Source organism: Micromonospora sp. NBRC 110038, assembly GCF_020884815.1.
Lineage (GTDB): Bacteria > Actinomycetota > Actinomycetes > Mycobacteriales > Micromonosporaceae > Micromonospora > Micromonospora haikouensis.
The window spans coordinates 544,909-559,714 of record NZ_BBOL01000005.1 but is presented as its reverse complement, the minus strand read 5'-3'; the positions used below and the strand labels follow the sequence as shown (position 1 = coordinate 559,714).

Annotated in this window: 11 protein-coding genes; 6 read left to right on the top strand and 5 right to left on the bottom strand. The window is 70.9% G+C overall.

The annotated features are described in order from the left end of the window. Nucleotides 1-202 precede the first annotated feature (202 nt). The 3 genes from LPU61_RS20885 to LPU61_RS20875 all read right to left on the bottom strand — a co-directional run bounded on the left by LPU61_RS20885 (nt 203) and on the right by LPU61_RS20875 (nt 4,763). Entirely contained in the window at nt 203-2,155 is a 1,953-nt protein-coding gene (locus LPU61_RS20885) for a carboxypeptidase-like regulatory domain-containing protein (protein WP_229405798.1), read from the bottom strand. Between the two features lie 194 nt (nt 2,156-2,349). After that, on the bottom strand, nt 2,350-3,144 hold the full coding sequence (locus tag LPU61_RS20880) for a PrsW family intramembrane metalloprotease (RefSeq protein ID WP_229405797.1): 795 nt from the start codon (nt 3,142-3,144) through the stop codon (nt 2,350-2,352). A gap of 89 nt (nt 3,145-3,233) precedes the next feature. Continuing rightward, nucleotides 3,234-4,763: an RICIN domain-containing protein gene (locus LPU61_RS20875; protein ID WP_229405796.1), complete on the bottom strand. Its 1,530-nt coding sequence runs from the start codon at nt 4,761-4,763 to the stop codon at nt 3,234-3,236. Nucleotides 4,764-5,245: 482 nt separating this feature from the next. Here LPU61_RS20875 and LPU61_RS20870 point away from each other — a divergent pair, with 482 nt between their 5' ends. After that, a complete protein-coding gene (locus LPU61_RS20870) occupies nt 5,246-6,673 on the top strand; it encodes an extracellular solute-binding protein (protein WP_043960787.1) in 1,428 nt (475 codons plus the stop codon). Next, nucleotides 6,670-8,706: an ABC transporter permease subunit gene (locus LPU61_RS20865; RefSeq protein WP_229405795.1), complete on the top strand. Its 2,037-nt coding sequence runs from the start codon at nt 6,670-6,672 to the stop codon at nt 8,704-8,706. Before LPU61_RS20870 ends, LPU61_RS20865 begins: the two co-directional genes overlap by 4 nt. 27 nt (nt 8,707-8,733) lie before the next feature. Here LPU61_RS20865 and LPU61_RS20860 read toward each other — a convergent pair whose 3' ends face one another. Beyond that, nucleotides 8,734-9,141, bottom strand: a complete 408-nt coding sequence (locus LPU61_RS20860) for a nitroreductase family deazaflavin-dependent oxidoreductase (protein WP_229405794.1) — start codon at nt 9,139-9,141, stop codon at nt 8,734-8,736. 107 nt (nt 9,142-9,248) lie between these two features. After that, nucleotides 9,249-9,983 (bottom strand): hypothetical protein, encoded by a 735-nt coding sequence (locus LPU61_RS20855; protein ID WP_229405793.1) that lies wholly within the window; start codon nt 9,981-9,983, stop codon nt 9,249-9,251. A gap of 419 nt (nt 9,984-10,402) precedes the next feature. Between LPU61_RS20855 and glyA the strand changes: the two genes are divergently transcribed. Genes glyA through LPU61_RS20835 form a run of 4 tightly spaced genes read left to right on the top strand, consistent with a single transcriptional unit; the run spans nt 10,403 to nt 14,757 of the window. Next, nucleotides 10,403-11,701, top strand: coding sequence for a serine hydroxymethyltransferase (gene glyA, locus LPU61_RS20850; RefSeq protein ID WP_043960791.1), 1,299 nt, complete (start codon nt 10,403-10,405; stop codon nt 11,699-11,701). A 19-nt stretch (nt 11,702-11,720) separates the two neighbouring features. Then, nucleotides 11,721-12,983 (top strand): ATP-grasp domain-containing protein, encoded by a 1,263-nt coding sequence (locus LPU61_RS20845; RefSeq protein ID WP_229405792.1) that lies wholly within the window; start codon nt 11,721-11,723, stop codon nt 12,981-12,983. Nucleotides 12,984-13,014: 31 nt separating this feature from the next. Then, nucleotides 13,015-14,265, top strand: coding sequence for an MFS transporter (locus LPU61_RS20840; RefSeq protein ID WP_043960793.1), 1,251 nt, complete (start codon nt 13,015-13,017; stop codon nt 14,263-14,265). Between the two features lie 33 nt (nt 14,266-14,298). After that, complete coding sequence (locus LPU61_RS20835) at nt 14,299-14,757, top strand: hypothetical protein (RefSeq protein ID WP_043960794.1); 459 nt, start codon at nt 14,299-14,301, stop codon at nt 14,755-14,757. Nucleotides 14,758-14,806: the final 49 nt, after the last annotated feature.

The window sequence follows — 14,806 nt, the reverse complement described above, 5'->3', positions numbered from 1 at the left end:
GGCGCTGCGATGCTCCCGTGCTCACCGTTCCCAGCGCGGTTGCCCCCGTGCTGCGGCGATGTGATCCATTCCAGCACGCCGCACCCGTTCCGGCAATATCGACGACCATGAGCGCCGTTCCGGTCGGCGCGACGACCGGCGCGGGCACCGCGCGCCCCGGAGGCGGTGGGGCCGGCGAGGCTGTCGGCCGGCCCCACCGGGCTCACCCGGCGGTCAGCCGCACGTCGGCCGGCCGGAAGCCGCCCGCGTCGGCGCGGACCGACAGCACGTCACCTGACGCGGCGGGCACGTCGAACGAGACGGTGCCGTCCGCGCCCGTCGTCGCGGTGACCCCGCCGGCCTCGACGGTGGCGCCGGCCACCGGGCGGTACGTCGCGTCGGCCGGCACGCGGCTGTCGACCGTCACCCGGATCCGGGCGGTGCCGGCGGTCACGGCGGTGGCGGTGGCGGTGAGGCGCAGGCCGGGCTGGTGTACGCCGGGGCACGTCGCCTGCGTCGGTACGCCGCCGAGTCGCCTGCCGTCGACCTCGCTTTCGATGCTGCCCCGATACCGGTCCTGCCCGAGGACGGTGAGGTCGGCCCGGAGGTAGCCGCGCCGGCTGCCGGTGAGGCTCAGGTCGGCCTGGTAGACGCCGAGGAGGACCGGGCTGGGGGTGGCCATGCTCTCCGAGCCGTCGAGGAACGTGACGCCGTCCTCGGAGTAGTGGTCGTAGTCGACGGTCCACGACCCGGCGGCGAACGTGCCGAGATACCGGACGCGGGCGGTGCCGGCGGCCTTGCCCTTGATCGTCCGGTCGGTCACCGCGTGGGCCCCCATCCCGACGTAGCGGTCGTACGGGATCGCCCAGCTGGCCATGTCGACCGTGTCGAGATCGACGACCGGCTTCGGGGCGGTCGGCTTCCGGTCGGGGAAGGACAGGATCTGCAGCCGGACCCGGTCGGCGGGGTTGCCCGGCGCGACCTCGGACGGGTCCCGGAACTCGGTGACGAGTGCCCTCGTGCCGTCGGCGAACCAGCTCCAACCACGGATGTGCCAGTTGTCCTCGGGGACGACGGGCTGCCCGCCGTAGGTGCCGGACTGGGCACCCCGGGGCATGAGCCACATCTCGTTCATGCACAGCCGGTTGTTCCACAGCGCGATCCGTCCGAGCTGGGAGAAGCTCATCAGGTCGATCAGCGGCGGCCGGGTCACCTGGGAGAACACGGTCATCCGGTCGAGGCCCCGGCCGGAGCTGTAGGCGAGGCTGGTGCCGTCGGGCGAGGCGGCGTACAGCTCGTTGTAGTCGAGGTCCGTCGTGACGCGGGTGCGCCGCCCGGTGGCCAGGTCCAGCTCGTAGATGTCGTAGTTGAGCGCCGTGCCCTCCGTGCCGTACTTGAGGGTCCGGCCGCCGTCGGCGAAGGCGCCCGTCTCGTAGTAGCGGCTGCCGTCGGACCACGCGGCCACGTCCGAGTCGAGGCGGTACGGCGGGTTCAGCACGAGCGGATCCCGCACGGTGTACTTCGTGCCGTCGGCGTGGAGCCGGCCGATGACCATCACCGAGCCCTGGAGCGTCCGGATCTCCGCCCACTTGACGTACCTGCCGTCCGGCGAGACGGACACCGTCCGGTTCTGCGCCCCCTCAAGGAGGGAGTTGCGGGGGAACTCCAGTGGTTGCCGCCGCAGGGTCCGGCAGTCGTAGACGCTCGGCAGGCACTCGACGATCGCGTAGCTCTGGTCGCCGGTGCCGGCGGAGAGTGGGTTGAGCCCGTCCGGCAGCGCTTCCGTCACCCTGTCGACGGGGCTGGGAACCTGCACCAGCATCCGCCGTTGGTCGGGGAAGATGTCCGGGCTCCAGGCCGACTTCATCCTGCCGCAGGTGATGCAGCGGAAGCCGGTCCCGTCGAGGTCCATCACCCCGACCTGCTTCTCCCCTTCGGTGGGCGCGAAGGTGGTGACGATGTGCCGGCCGTCGGGGGCCAGGTCGGCGCTGAAGTTGGTGCCGCCGGTCTTGGGATCCTGCGGGACCACCCCGCCGGGGAAGGGGATCGTCGCGACGACCTCGATCGGTTCGTAGTGTGGGCCGGGGGAGGTAGCCGGTCGCGTCCGTGCGCTCGCCGGCGGCACGGCCGCGGCCACGGCCAGGACGACGAACGCCGTCAGGAGGCGTCTGCGCATGCTGCTCCTCGGGGTGTGCTGGGCGGCGGGCCGGGTGGCCCGGTGCTCGCCACCACGGTCGCAGCGGCACCTCGGAGCCGGGCCGGACGACGATGAGAGCCCGTCATGAGCCCGGCGAGGCAGCGGGGTGGCACCACCAGCAGCTGCACTGTCGCGGCTGCGCCTGAGCGGCGCGGCTCACGGTCGGCCGGCTGTCACCCGGCCATCGGCGGTCCCGCGATCCGGGCCCGGGAATCGGCCCGGCGGTACAGGTGCATCTGCAGCAGCACCCAGCCCAGCGAGACGAGGCCGACGACCACGTACGCGATCTGGCTGGCGAAGGTGTCCCAGCACGCGTGCAACGCCACCGCGGCGACGAACGTCGCCCCGAACACGATCACCCGGCGCGCGCTGGGCGCGGCGGCGAGCGCGAACAGCGCGCCTGCGGTCAGCCCGGTCCAGGACAGGTGGGCGGCGGGGGCGGTCAGCCCGCGCACGAGCAGCGTCTGCTCGACGTCGCCGAGGTTGCCCTGGGACTGGACGAGGGCGGTGAACGCGTACCCCATGGTCTCCAGGGCGGCGAACCCGGCGCCGCTGGCGACGCCGATGACCAGGCCGTTGCTGGCCGAGCGGTGTCGCCACCAGAACAGCAGGATCAGCACGGGGGCGACCAGCTTGGCGGTCTCCTCGATCAGCCCCACGAACAGCATCGGCAGGGCGCCGAGGCTGCGCAGGGTGTCGTACTCCAGCCAGCCGGCGGCGACCACGCCGATGATGCCGCCGAAGAACGCCGCCGCCGCGATCACCGACCCGGGCACCTGCCAGTGGCCCGAGCGACCCTGCGCGAACGTCAGGAACGTCGCGGGGGCGATGGACGAGCCGAGCATGATGAGCGCCGGAATGAAGTTGATGTTCCGGGTGTCGACGAGCGTCGCCAGCACGAGCATGTACAGGGCTACGCCGAGCACGAGGACGGCTACCCACGCCCACCGGCGTCCGAACTTGGCCATGCCGGGAGTATTCCAAGGTCAGGGTCGGGGCCGGAAGGTGCGCTCAGCCATCACTTCCGCGCCGCCGACGGGACACGACCGGCCGGTCGTCAGACTGCCGTACGCGACCACTGCTGGTTGGTGCCGGTGTTGCACGCGTACTGCTTGAGGACCACGCCGTCGGCGGTCGACGCGGCGGGCACGTCCACGCACCTGCCGCTGTGCCGCGCCCGGAGCTGGAAGTAGCTGCCGTTGGCGACCATCTGGAACTGCTGGTTCGTGCCGCTGCCGCAGGTGTACTGGATCAGCTCGGCACCGTCGGCGGTGGAAGCGCCCACCACGTCGAGGCACTTCCCGCTGTGCCGGCTGACGATGCGCCAGTAGCCGCTACCTGCGTCCTGGAACTGCCACTGCTGCCACGCGTTGCCGCCGTACGTGTACTGGCCGACGCGCGCGCCGTTGTCGGTGTTCGGCTGCTGGACGTCCATGGCCTTGCCGCTGTGGCGCACGGTGACCCGGTAGTACGTCCCCGTGGCCGGCGGAGGCGTCGTGGGTTCGCTGCCGATGGTGTCGCCCCACCCGTAGCGGACCCGGTCGGCGCCGGAGGGGTTGCGGACGGTGAGGTTGAGGTCGGTGCCGCTGCCGCCGAGCGAGTACATCGAGTACCAGTCGTAACCGATGCTGCCGGGCTTGCCGCCGAGGGCGGGCCAGTAGGTGCCGCCCATCTGGTTGTCGCGCATGACCTGCGCCATGGCGCGGATGTAGCGGACGAAGTTGTCGGTGCTGTTGGCGTCGGCGTAGTTGCGGCCGTCGTTCATGGGCGCGCCGAACTCGGTGGCGACCGCCCGGGAGGCGCAGTTGCCGAGCCGGGCCTGGATGTGGCTCCGGAAGGCGTCGTAGGTCATCTCGCCGTAGAAGAAGGCGTAGTAGTGGAACGACAGCAGCGTCGCGTTGAAGCGGCTGTCGTTGCAGATGTCCCGCAGGTCCTGGCTGAAGCCGGTACCGCCGATGAGCACCCGGCCGGGCACCGCCGAGTAGTGGTAGCTGAGCCAGTTGGCGGCGACGTTGCGCCACTCCGTCGAGCTGTAGCCGTGCGGCTCGTTCATCGGCTCGAAGTAGACGTTGGGGTCCGAGCCGTACGCGTTGGTCACGGTGGACCACATCGCGTTCCACGCGGTGAGGTTCGTGATCCTGCCGCCGGAGGCGGCGCCGTCCTCCCAGTAGGCAAGGATGACCTTGAAACCGCGGGCGGTGGCGGCGTCGATGGCGCCTCGATAGGCCTCCCACCACGCCGTCCCCACCGTGTGGGTGTTGATGGGCAGCCGGATGGTGTTGACCCCCATGGTGGCGGCCATGTCGTCATAGAGGGCGTTCGCCTTGGCCCGTACCGTCGCATTGCTGTCGGACGAACTCAGGCCCTGCACGACGAGGGGGCCGGTGCTGAAGTTGTCACCCAGCACGGCCCAGTTCATGCCACGGAACTGACTGGTGGCGGCAACGGCCGGTGTCGACACGACGGCGACGCCGCCGACCATCGCAGCCATCGCGGTCACCAGCGCGATCAGCAACCGACGTGACGACCGGGCCACTCGACGGGAAACCACGGTCACGACGTCCTCCAGGAACGGTGCGGGCAGCATGTTCTGGCTGTTAACTCCACGTTTCGGCCCAGTGTTAGCGATCTCATCCGGGCTGTCAAGACATCGAGACTGCTCGCTTGAATCGACCCTCCCCCACCGCGAACAAGGACGCTCACAGCGCGACCACCCTCAATGGCAACACCCCGCCGAACGAGTCACCGGTTGACCAAAGACATTGATCTTCGATGATGCTGATCTGATTTCCGGAAATCGCTCCACCCCTAGGCGCGACTTTCCGAAATGTGTAAAGTGAGCGCACCGCCGGCCAGCCGATGTCGGGCCAGCGGCGCGTGTCCCGGAACAGGTCGGGGGAGGGCCACCGCGCACCGGGGCAACTTTTCCGATGACTGCGCGCCAGAGGCCGGCTGCGACCACCCGACCGGGCAAGCGCCCTCGTGTGCGGGTCGCCTGCGCCCAGAGAGGGCAGCACGCCTCTCGGCCGCCTCCGGCGTGCAGCGGCGAGGCGAAGGAGGCGACAGGCCATGGAGGACAACCCGTTACGCACCCGACGCGGCTTTCTGGGCATGGGGGTGGGACTGCTCGGCGCGGCCGGCCTGGCCGCGTGCGGGGACACCTCGTCGGCGCCCCGCGTGCAGGCCGAGGTCCCGAAGGAACTGATCGACGCTGCGGCAGCGCTGCGGGGCTCCTCGATGGGGATGCTGTCGCAGAAGCTGTACTCGGAGGCGGCGAACGCGGCGCTCGACAGCTCGATCAAGAACTTCGCCGACGCCACCGGCACGAAGATCGGCAACAGCCTGGTGCAGGCCGACGCCGGTGACGCGGTCGCCAAGATCCACGCCGAGGTCGAGGGTGGCGTGGCACGTGACCTCGCGTTCATGACCGACTCGCGGTTCGTCGCGCAGTTCCAGGCGCTGGGCGACCTGGAGGACGTGACGGACGTCGTCCAGGCGCTGACGGCGAAGTACGGCGAGCCCACCGCCGAGTCCAAGAACTACTGCGTCTTCGACGGCAGATGGTTCGCCATCCCCTACCACTTCATCGGGATCGGGTCGTTCCTGCGCAAGGACTGGATGCAGGACAAGGGCATCTCCCCCAAGGACGTCTACACCTGGGAGGAGTTGCGGGACGTGTGCCTGGCGATCTCCGATCCGGGCAAGCGCAGGTTCGGCTGGGGCATGACCGTGAACCGGTCCGGCGACGCCAACGGCATGATCGAGGCGTTGATCAACTCGTACGGCGGGGCGATCGCCTCCAACGACGGCAGGAAGGTCACGTTCGACTCGCCCGAGACGGTGCAGGCGGTGACCTTCCTCGCCGACATCTACACCAACCCCCGGTTCAAGCCGATGCTGCCGCCGGGCGTGGCCGCCTGGACCGACTCCAGCAACAACGAGAACTGGCTCGCCGGGATCCTCGGCTACACCCGCAACCAGTTCAGCGTCTACGCGGACTCCAAGACGAAGAAGAACCCCGTCTACGCCAACACCCACGTCTTCGCCGACTGCACCGGGCCGGCCACCGACACGTCCCTGCTGCTCGGCCAGTCCCAGAGCTTCGTCGTCTTCAAGGGCGCCAAGAACGCCGCACTCGCCAAGCTCCTGGCGCAATACCTGATCACCGCGCCCGCGCTGCTCGGGGTGGCGAAGGAGGCACCCGGCCTGGCGCTGCCCGCCTGGGACAAGGTCTGGGACGCCGACCCGTTCTTCACCAGCGGCGACCCGGCGTTCCCCGTGATGCGCAAGATCACCCAGCAGACGCTGCCGCTGTCCACGAAGAACGGCCTGGACTTCCCGCAGAAGGCCAGCGCGGGCCAGCAGGCCGCCGTCGGGGCCTACGTCCTCACCGACATGATGCAGCAGGTCATCCAGGGCACGCCGCCGGCGCAGGCCGTGCAGGCCGCCCACGCCAAGATGGTGCAGATCTTCACCCAGCAGGGGCTGCCGCAGTGACGTCCACCCGGTCGGCATCGGCCCCGGCGGCGGCAGCGCCCCCGCCGCCGGGGTCCGGCTCCCTCACCGCCACCCAGCGACGGCTGGGCCGCGACTGGCGGCTCGCGGCGCTGTTCCTGGCGCCCACGGCCGTGCTGGTCGGCAGCCTCGTGCTCGTGCCGATCGCCTGGTCCATCGTCACCAGCACCACGGAACGGCACGGGCAGCACAGCGTGTTCGTCGGCCTGGCCAACTACGCCGCCCTGGCCGACGACGAGCAGTTCCGCACGGGCGTGGTGAACTCGTTCGTCTTCACCGCCTACGCCGAGGTGTTCAAGGTGGTGCTGGGGCTGTCGGCCGCCCTGCTGCTGCACCAGCTGCGCCGTGGCCGGGCCGTGCTGGCCGGGCTGCTCCTGTTGCCGTGGGTGGTGCCGACGGTGGTCACGGCGTTCAGTTGGCGCGCGCTGCTCGACCCGATCTTCGGCAGCGTCAACGTCCTGCTCACCGACTCGGGGATCGGGCCGCTGCTGGCCAGGGCGCACCTGGTCGAAGCCTGGCCGGCGGGCTGGCTGTCCGAGGCGTCGCTGGCCATGCCGTCGGTGATCGGAGTCAACGTGTGGAAGGGCGTGCCGTTCTTCACCGTCGCGTTCCTCGCGGGGTTGAAGGCCATCCCGGCGGACCTCTACGAGGCGGCGACCGTCGACGGTGCCTCGCCGTGGCAGCGGTTCGCCCACGTGACGCTGCCCGGGCTGCGCCACGTGATCACCGTGACGGTGACCCTGTCGTCGATCTGGACGTTCAACAACTTCGACCTCATCTGGTTGCTGACGCAGGGCGGCCCCGGCAACGCGACGGCACCGTACGTGCTGGTCGCGTACTCGAAGGCGATCCTGCAACTGCAGTACGGCGCGGGGGCGGCGGTCACGCTCGTGATGCTGCCGGTCATCGGCGGCCTGGTGTACGTGCTGGTCCGGCTGTTGCGCCGGGACGCCGGCACCGAGCCGCCCCGCCGGGCCCGCGCGACGCGGAAGGCCCGTACCGCGTCGACGGCCCGTACCGCGCGGAAGGCCCTGCCGTGGGCGGTCGCCGCGGTGGTCGCCGGCCTGCTGGTCTGGGCGTCGCCACACATCGCCTGGAAGGCGGCGCTGCTCCTCGGGGTGCTCCTGCTGGTCGCGGCGGCGGTCGGCCGGGTGGTCTCGGCGCTCGGCGCACGGGGAAGCCGCCGGTCGTCGGCGCTGGTGTCCGGGCTGGCGTCCGGCGCCGCCCTGGCCCTGTTGCTGGTCTTCGTCCTGGCCCCGCTGTACTGGATCGCCGTCACGGCCTTCAAGTCCGAGGGTCAGATCGTCATGCGCGTCCACGACCTGTGGCCGACCCCGTGGACCCTGCAGCAGTTCACCGACCTCTTCGCCACCAAGCCCTTCGGCCGCTGGTATCTCAACACGGTGCTGGTGTCCGTGGCGTCCACCGTGGTGGCGCTGGTCTGCGCCGCCCTCGCCGGCTACGCGCTGGCCCGGCTGCGGTTCCGCGGGGCGCAGGGCTTCACCGTCACGGTGCTGATCACCTACGTCATGCCGGGCGCGCTGCTGTTCATCCCGCTCTACCAGCTGCTCATCGGGGCGCGGCTCACCGACTCGTTGTGGTCCCTGGTGGTGACGTACCCGACGTTCACGCTTCCGTTCGCCACCTGGCTGCTGACCGGATACTTCGCGTCGATCCCCGTCGAGTTGGAGGAGGCCGCGCTGGTCGACGGCTGCACCCGCCTCCAGGCGTTCGGCCGGGTGGTGCTGCCCCTGGCCAAGCCGGGACTGCTGGCGGTCGCGCTGTTCACCCTGACCAACGCGTGGAACGAGTTCCTCTTCGCCTTCGTGTTCATCACGAAGGACGAGTACAAGACCCTCCCCGTCGGGATGCAGTCGATGATCACCGGGGACGTGGTGCCGCAGGGGCAGCTCGCGGCGGCGTCGCTGCTCGTCAGCATCCCCGTGGTGATCATGTACGCCTTCGGGCAGCGCTTCCTGACCGAGGGGCTCACGGCGGGCGCGGTGAAGGGCTGACCCGGCATGTCAGCGCACCGTCACCGGCTACGGCGCGGGCTCCAGCACGACGACCGGGATCTGGCGGTCGGTCTTCCGCTCGTAGTCGGCGAAGCCCGGATACGCGGCCTTCTGCGCGCTCCAGATCCGCTCCCGCTCGTCCCCGGCGGCGACCCTGGCGACCAGCTCGACCGTCTCCATGCCGATCTCGGCCCGCACCCGGGGATGGGCGAGCACGTTGTGGTACCAGTCGGGATTCGTGGGCGCGCCGGCCTTGGACGCGAACACGGCGTAGCCGCCGTCCACCTCCTGGTACATCATCGGATTCACGCGGGCCTGGCCGCTCCTGGCGCCGACGGTGTGCAACAGCAGCAGCGGGGCACCGGCGAACTGGCCGCCCACCCGTCCACCGTTGGCGCGGAACTCGGCGATGACCTTCTCGTTCCAGTCGCTCATGACCACTCCTCGCCCCGCCCGCCCCGGTTTCCTGCGCACCATCCTGCCAGCTCCGGCCGGACACGACAGCGCAACCGGTGCGGGGCGGGGCGGGACTCAGATCCTGCTCAGCCGACCACGGCCACCCCGGACTGGGACTCGCCGAACTCCCAGCCCGCCACCAGCTTGCGCCGACCGTCGAGGGCCGAGGTGCCGGTCGGCCACTCGCTCGCGCCCAGGTAGCAGGCACCCGCTGCCCGCGACCAGAACGGCTCCAGGCAGTGCAGGCGCAGGTGGTCACGTAGCTCCGGCGGCTCGACCCCGGCCAGCGCCTCCGCCCAGCGCTGCTCGACCCGCCGCTGACTGTTCGAACCGAGCACGGCCAGCGCCGGCAGGCGGTGCGTGAACGTCGCCATGCGCATGGCGTCGTGGAGCGTGCCGTCCGTGGCCAGGCGCAGCAGCGCCGTGATGCGGTACCTCAGGCGCCGCGCCGACTTGGCCGCCAGTTCGATGCCGTGGCGGGCGAGGAGCACGCCCAGGTCGGCGCCGCGTACGAGCATGTCGGGATCGGCCGCCCGCACGTCGGCGAGGAACGCCGTCGGCAGCACGTCGTCGGCCCACTCGACCGCGAACAGCGAGTTGGCCAGGTCGAACTCCCAGGCGAGGGCCGCATGGTCGTCGTCGAGGTAGCAGGCGACGTCTGGCAACGCGACCGGGGCGGACGACGCGAGGGCGGCCGTGGTGAGCCAGGGGGCCGGAAACAGGAACTCGTCGAGGGTGTCGCCGCCGTAGTAGGCGTCGTAGGAGCCGGCGGGAAGATCGGACCGCCCGAGCAGGGCGGCGAACGCATGCGTCAGGTCCACGCCACGCAGTCTGGACCAGGGGTACGACTCCGGCGGGCCGGGCGGGCCGTCGGTGGAGTTGGCGACCGGCGCGTCACCGTCCGGCCTGAACCGGCAATGCGCCGTCCCGCAATCACGGATTCACATTAATCCGGTAACTGCCGTCAGCCGCCCCGGTTCGACGAGCACCGCCGCGGAGGAAGCGGCAGCTCACCACCGTCCATCCTGGAAGCCGGCCGACCGGGGTGCGACTTAACAATCGTTAGACATCGACCCATGTGGCCTTTCCGTGAACAGGAGGAGAAGAGCATGAGCAGTGTTGACATCGACCATCGCTACTGTTTGAATTACCCCCGTCACAGGGAGAGACGCCCCTGAATTCTCGCGGACCCCGGTCAACCGATCCGCTTCAACGCATTCTCATCCTCGCTGGAGGGGCGATGCCCATGCGCGCGTTCACCGAGCCGGTCGACGCATTCTTCAATGCCGGGCTCGACCGGTCCGACCCCGGCGTGCAGGAGGCGATCAGCCGGGAGGAGGGCCGCCAGCAGCGCCAACTGGAGCTGCTCGCCCCCAAGAACTACGCCAGCATGGCCACTCGGGAAGCGTTTCGATCGATCGTTTCCTTCACCACCATCGAGGGCTACCCGGGCAAGCGGTTCCATGCCGGAATGGACAATCTCGACGTCATCGAAAACCTCGCCCGGGACCGGGCGAAAGAACTTTTCAAATGCCGGTACGCGAATGTCCAGCCACATTCCGGCACCCAGGCCAACCAGGCGGTTTTCTTCGCCCTGCTCCAGCCGGGCGACACCGTCCTCAGCATGTCGCTGGATGCGGGCGGCCACCTCAGCCACGGCCTACGCTCGAACTTCTCCGGCCGGTACTTCACCGTGGTCAGCTACGGCATCGACCCGCAGAGCGGCCTGATCGACTACGACCAGCTCACCGCACTCGCCCGAGAGCACCGCCCGAAGCTGGTGGTCGTCGGCGGCTCGTCGTACCCGAGGGCCGTCGACTTCGCCCGGATCCGGGCCGTCTGCGACGAGATCGGGGCGTACCTGCTGGCGGACATCGCCCACTTCGCGGGCCTGGTGGCGGCGGGGGTGCACCCCTCCCCCTTCCCCCACACGCACGTGGTGACCAGCACGACCAACAAGAACCTGCGCGGGCCCCGGGGCGGCCTGATCCTCACCGACGACCCCGACCTGGGCCGGCGACTGGACTCGGCGATCTTCCCGGGCGTGCAGGGCGGCCCGCTGCCCGAGTTCATCGCCGCGAAGGCGGTCGCCTTCGGCGAGGCCCTCCGACCGGACTTCCGGGAGTACGCCGAGGCGGTGCTCGCCAACGCCCGCCGGCTCGGCGCGGTCCTCGCCGACCGTGGCTACGACATCGTCACCGGTGGCACGGACACGCCGATCGTCATGGTGGACCTGCGCCGGCACGGCCTCACCGGCAACGTCGCCGAACGCAGCCTGGAGAACGCCGGCATCCCCTGCAACAAGAACCTCGTCCCCGGTGACCCGCACAAGCCGTCGGTCACCTCCGGGCTGCGCTTCGGCACCTCGGCGGTGACCACCCGAGGGCTGCGCGACGCGGAGCTGCGCGTCCTCGCCGGGCTCGTCGCCGACGTCCTCGACGGCCTGGTCAACCAGCCCGAGCACATCGCCAAGATCGAGACCGAGGTCCGGACCCAGGTCGAGGAGTTGGCCGGCCGGTTCCCCATCCACCAGCACTGACCCACCGGAGGGTGGACCGATGGCACACATTCTCTTCGTCGACTCGAACGTGCCGGGCATCGACGCCATGCGGCGGGCCCTGTCCGCCGGGCACCGGGTCACGTTGATCACCTCGACCGACTACCGGATGTACCCGGACAACGCCGAGACCGCAGCGGCCTTGGCCGCCGTGCACCGCAGCCGCCGGATCGAGATGGCGAGCGACGTCGCGGCGCTCACCGCGACGGTCCGTGCCGTGCTGGCCGAGGAGCCGGTCGACGCGGTGATCACGCAGAACGAGTTCTGCGTGGAGGCCACCGCGCTGATGGCCCGGGAACTCGGCCTGCCGTTCACCGACACCGACGCCGTGGTCACCGCGCGGCACAAGGGACGCACCCGGGAGCGGCTCGCGGCGGCCGGGCTCGCCTCCGCCCGCTACGCGGTCTCGTCGACCGTCTCCGAGGCCGTCGCGGCGGCCGAGGCGATCGGCCTGCCGGTCATCGTGAAGCCGCCGAGCGGCGCCGACAGCATCCTCGCGTTCCGCGCCGACACGCCCGCCGAGGTGGCGGACGCGGCCCGCCGGGTGCTCGACGAGGTCGAGCGGCTCCCCCGGCTGATGCACGACCAGTTCACCCGGGGCGTGCTGGTCGAGCAGTACCTGATCGGGGACCTCGTCTCCGCCGAGCTGGGGGCCGGGAACGGGCGCTTCTACCGGTTCATGCTCTCCGGACGCCCCCGGGCGATCACCAACGAGTGCGTGGAGATGGGCGCGTTCATGCCCGCGGACGTCACGCCCGCGACCGCCGACCGGTGCTTCGCGTACGCCGAGGAGGTCTGCCGGGCCCTCGGCCTCGACCTGGGGATCTTCCACATCGAGCTGATGGTCACCGCCGACGGGCCGGTCCTGGTCGAGGCGAACCCCCGGCTGATGGGCGGGGTGATGCCCAGCCTCTACCAGCACGTGACCGGGGTGAACATCCACGACAGCCTGCTCCGGATCCACCTGGGCCAGCCGGTCGAGGAGCCGCTGCCGGTGGCGACCTCGTGCGTGACGACCCGGAAGCTGATGCCGTTGCGGGCGGGCCGGCTCGCCGACGAGATCCCGCTGGAGTGGCTCGACCAGTACGACGACCGGGTCATCGCCTTCGACCCGTACCGGTTGACGCCCGGGGCGCAGGTCGCCGAGCTGGAGATCCTGGCGCGCTACCAGGTGCGGGGCGCGGACCTGGCCGAGGCGAGCCGGGAGGCGGACAACCTGCTGGGCCTCTTCGAGAAGAGCGTCGGCGTACCGCTGATCCGGTGACCGGCACGCCCGAGTGAGGGAAGGCGGCACGATGGAAACCCGCGACAGCCTCCGTACGCTGGCCCGGTCCCGGCCGTTCGTCGCGCTGTGGAGCAGCATGTTCGTCAGCACGATCGGAACCGGCCTGCTGCTCGTCGCGCTCTCGGTGGCGTACTACCAGCGCAGCGGGGAGGCCCTCGCCGCCGGGCTGGTCTTCGCCGCGCAGTTCCTGCCGCTGATCGTGCTGATGCCGATCGCCACCCGCCTCTGTGACCGGCTGCCGACCCGGACCCTCATGGTGCGGCTCGACCTGGTCTCGGTGGTGGTGTCGCTCGGCATCGGGGTCGTCTTCGGGGCCGCCTTCCTCCCGGTCTTCCTGCTCCTCGTCGCCCGGGGCTTCCTGGAGATGACGACGAAGTCCGCCCGGGGGGTGGCCATCAAGACATACCTCCCGGACGAACTGGTGGAGCGGGGCAACACCCTGCTGAACAGCGCGTACTTCCTGGGGTCGACGGCCGGGGGCCTGGTCGGCGGGGTGGTGATCGGCCGGGTGCCGGTCGTCGTCGTGGCCGCGCTCGCCTCGGTGGGCTTCGCGGTCTCGGCGGCCTGCTGCCGGGCCCTGCCGCCCGCGCCCGCCCCGGGCAGCGGAGCCGGCGTGGCGTCCGGGGTGTGGCGTCGCTCGCTGGGGGTGCTGCGGCGGGACACGGAGCTGACCCGGGCGTTCAGCTACCTGGTCGCGACCGTGGTGCTCTTCCAGGGGGTAAACCAGATCGCCCGGGTCTGGCTCCCCCTGACCTGGCTCGGCACGCCGGCCAGTGGCGCGGCCTGGCTGGAGGCGGTGAGCGTCTCCGGGATCGTCGCCGGGATGGTCCTGGTGATGGTCGGCCTGCCGGCGCGCTGGCGGCTGCCGGTCCGCCTGCTCTTCGCGCTGACCGCCGGACTGATGCTGGTGCCGTTCGCCACGCACCGGACGGCACCGGCCTTCGCCAGCTACTTCGTCTACACGATGGTCTTCGAGATCGTGTACCTGGTCTCCTTCGGCGTCGTGCTGGCCCGCACCGACCAGGGCGACCTGCCCGCCGTGATGGTCCTCTTCTACGGGGTCGCGTTCTCCGGGATGACCGTCACCGTGATCGCCGTGGGGGCGCTCACCGACCGGTACGGGCTCCCCGCCGTGCTCCTGGCGGTGGCGGTGGCCGCGCTGGCCACCGTGGTCGGGACCGAACGCCGGGCCCGCCGCGCCGCCGGCCGGGCGGCGGTGGTCGCGCCGCCGGCCATCCCGCAGGGCGCCCGCCCCTCCTGAAGACGCCCGCCTCTCCCGGACAGGTAGAACGCGATGAACATCCGCTTCGTGAAGCTCCAGAGCGGCACCTCCGACCACCTCGTCGTCAACGCGGTCGACGTACCGGCCCGGCACTGGGCCGGCCTGGCCCGCAACCTGTGCCAGCCCACCCGGGGTGCCGGGGCGGACGTCCTGGTCGGCATGGTCCACACCGGTCAGGGCCGGTTCGACCTCAGCTGCCTGGGCGGCGACGGGGTCACCGTGCCGGCGACCGTCTGGACCGCTGCCGCGGCGGCGGTCGCGATCCGCCGCCGGTACGGCTACCAGGCGGTCCGGCTCCGCGCCGATCACCTGGCCTTCGAGGTCTCGGTGGCGGGGCAGGACGTCCGGGTGCACCCGGGTGGGCACCAGTCGGCCCCGGACCACCCGGACGGCTGGCAGATCAGCGTCCGGTACGTGTTCGACGGCGAGATCGCGCACCACGCCCCCGCCAGCGACCTCTTCGCGGACTGACGCCTCCCCGCCGCCCGGAGCGGCCGGCGCCGACCTGCCCGGGGAGGGC

Excerpts from the sequence above, each read along its gene's own strand:
- glyA (WP_043960791.1), top strand. The coding sequence starts at position 10,403 with ATGCCCATGCGCGCGTTCACCGAGCCGGTCGACGCATTCTTCAATGCC.
- LPU61_RS20880 (WP_229405797.1), bottom strand. The coding sequence starts at position 3,144 with ATGGCCAAGTTCGGACGCCGGTGGGCGTGGGTAGCCGTCCTCGTGCTC.
- LPU61_RS20870 (WP_043960787.1), top strand. The coding sequence starts at position 5,246 with ATGGAGGACAACCCGTTACGCACCCGACGCGGCTTTCTGGGCATGGGG.
- LPU61_RS20845 (WP_229405792.1), top strand. The coding sequence starts at position 11,721 with ATGGCACACATTCTCTTCGTCGACTCGAACGTGCCGGGCATCGACGCC.
- LPU61_RS20875 (WP_229405796.1), bottom strand. The coding sequence starts at position 4,763 with ATGCTGCCCGCACCGTTCCTGGAGGACGTCGTGACCGTGGTTTCCCGT.
- LPU61_RS20835 (WP_043960794.1), top strand. The coding sequence starts at position 14,299 with ATGAACATCCGCTTCGTGAAGCTCCAGAGCGGCACCTCCGACCACCTC.
- LPU61_RS20840 (WP_043960793.1), top strand. The coding sequence starts at position 13,015 with ATGGAAACCCGCGACAGCCTCCGTACGCTGGCCCGGTCCCGGCCGTTC.
- LPU61_RS20860 (WP_229405794.1), bottom strand. The coding sequence starts at position 9,141 with ATGAGCGACTGGAACGAGAAGGTCATCGCCGAGTTCCGCGCCAACGGT.
- LPU61_RS20885 (WP_229405798.1), bottom strand. The coding sequence starts at position 2,155 with ATGCGCAGACGCCTCCTGACGGCGTTCGTCGTCCTGGCCGTGGCCGCG.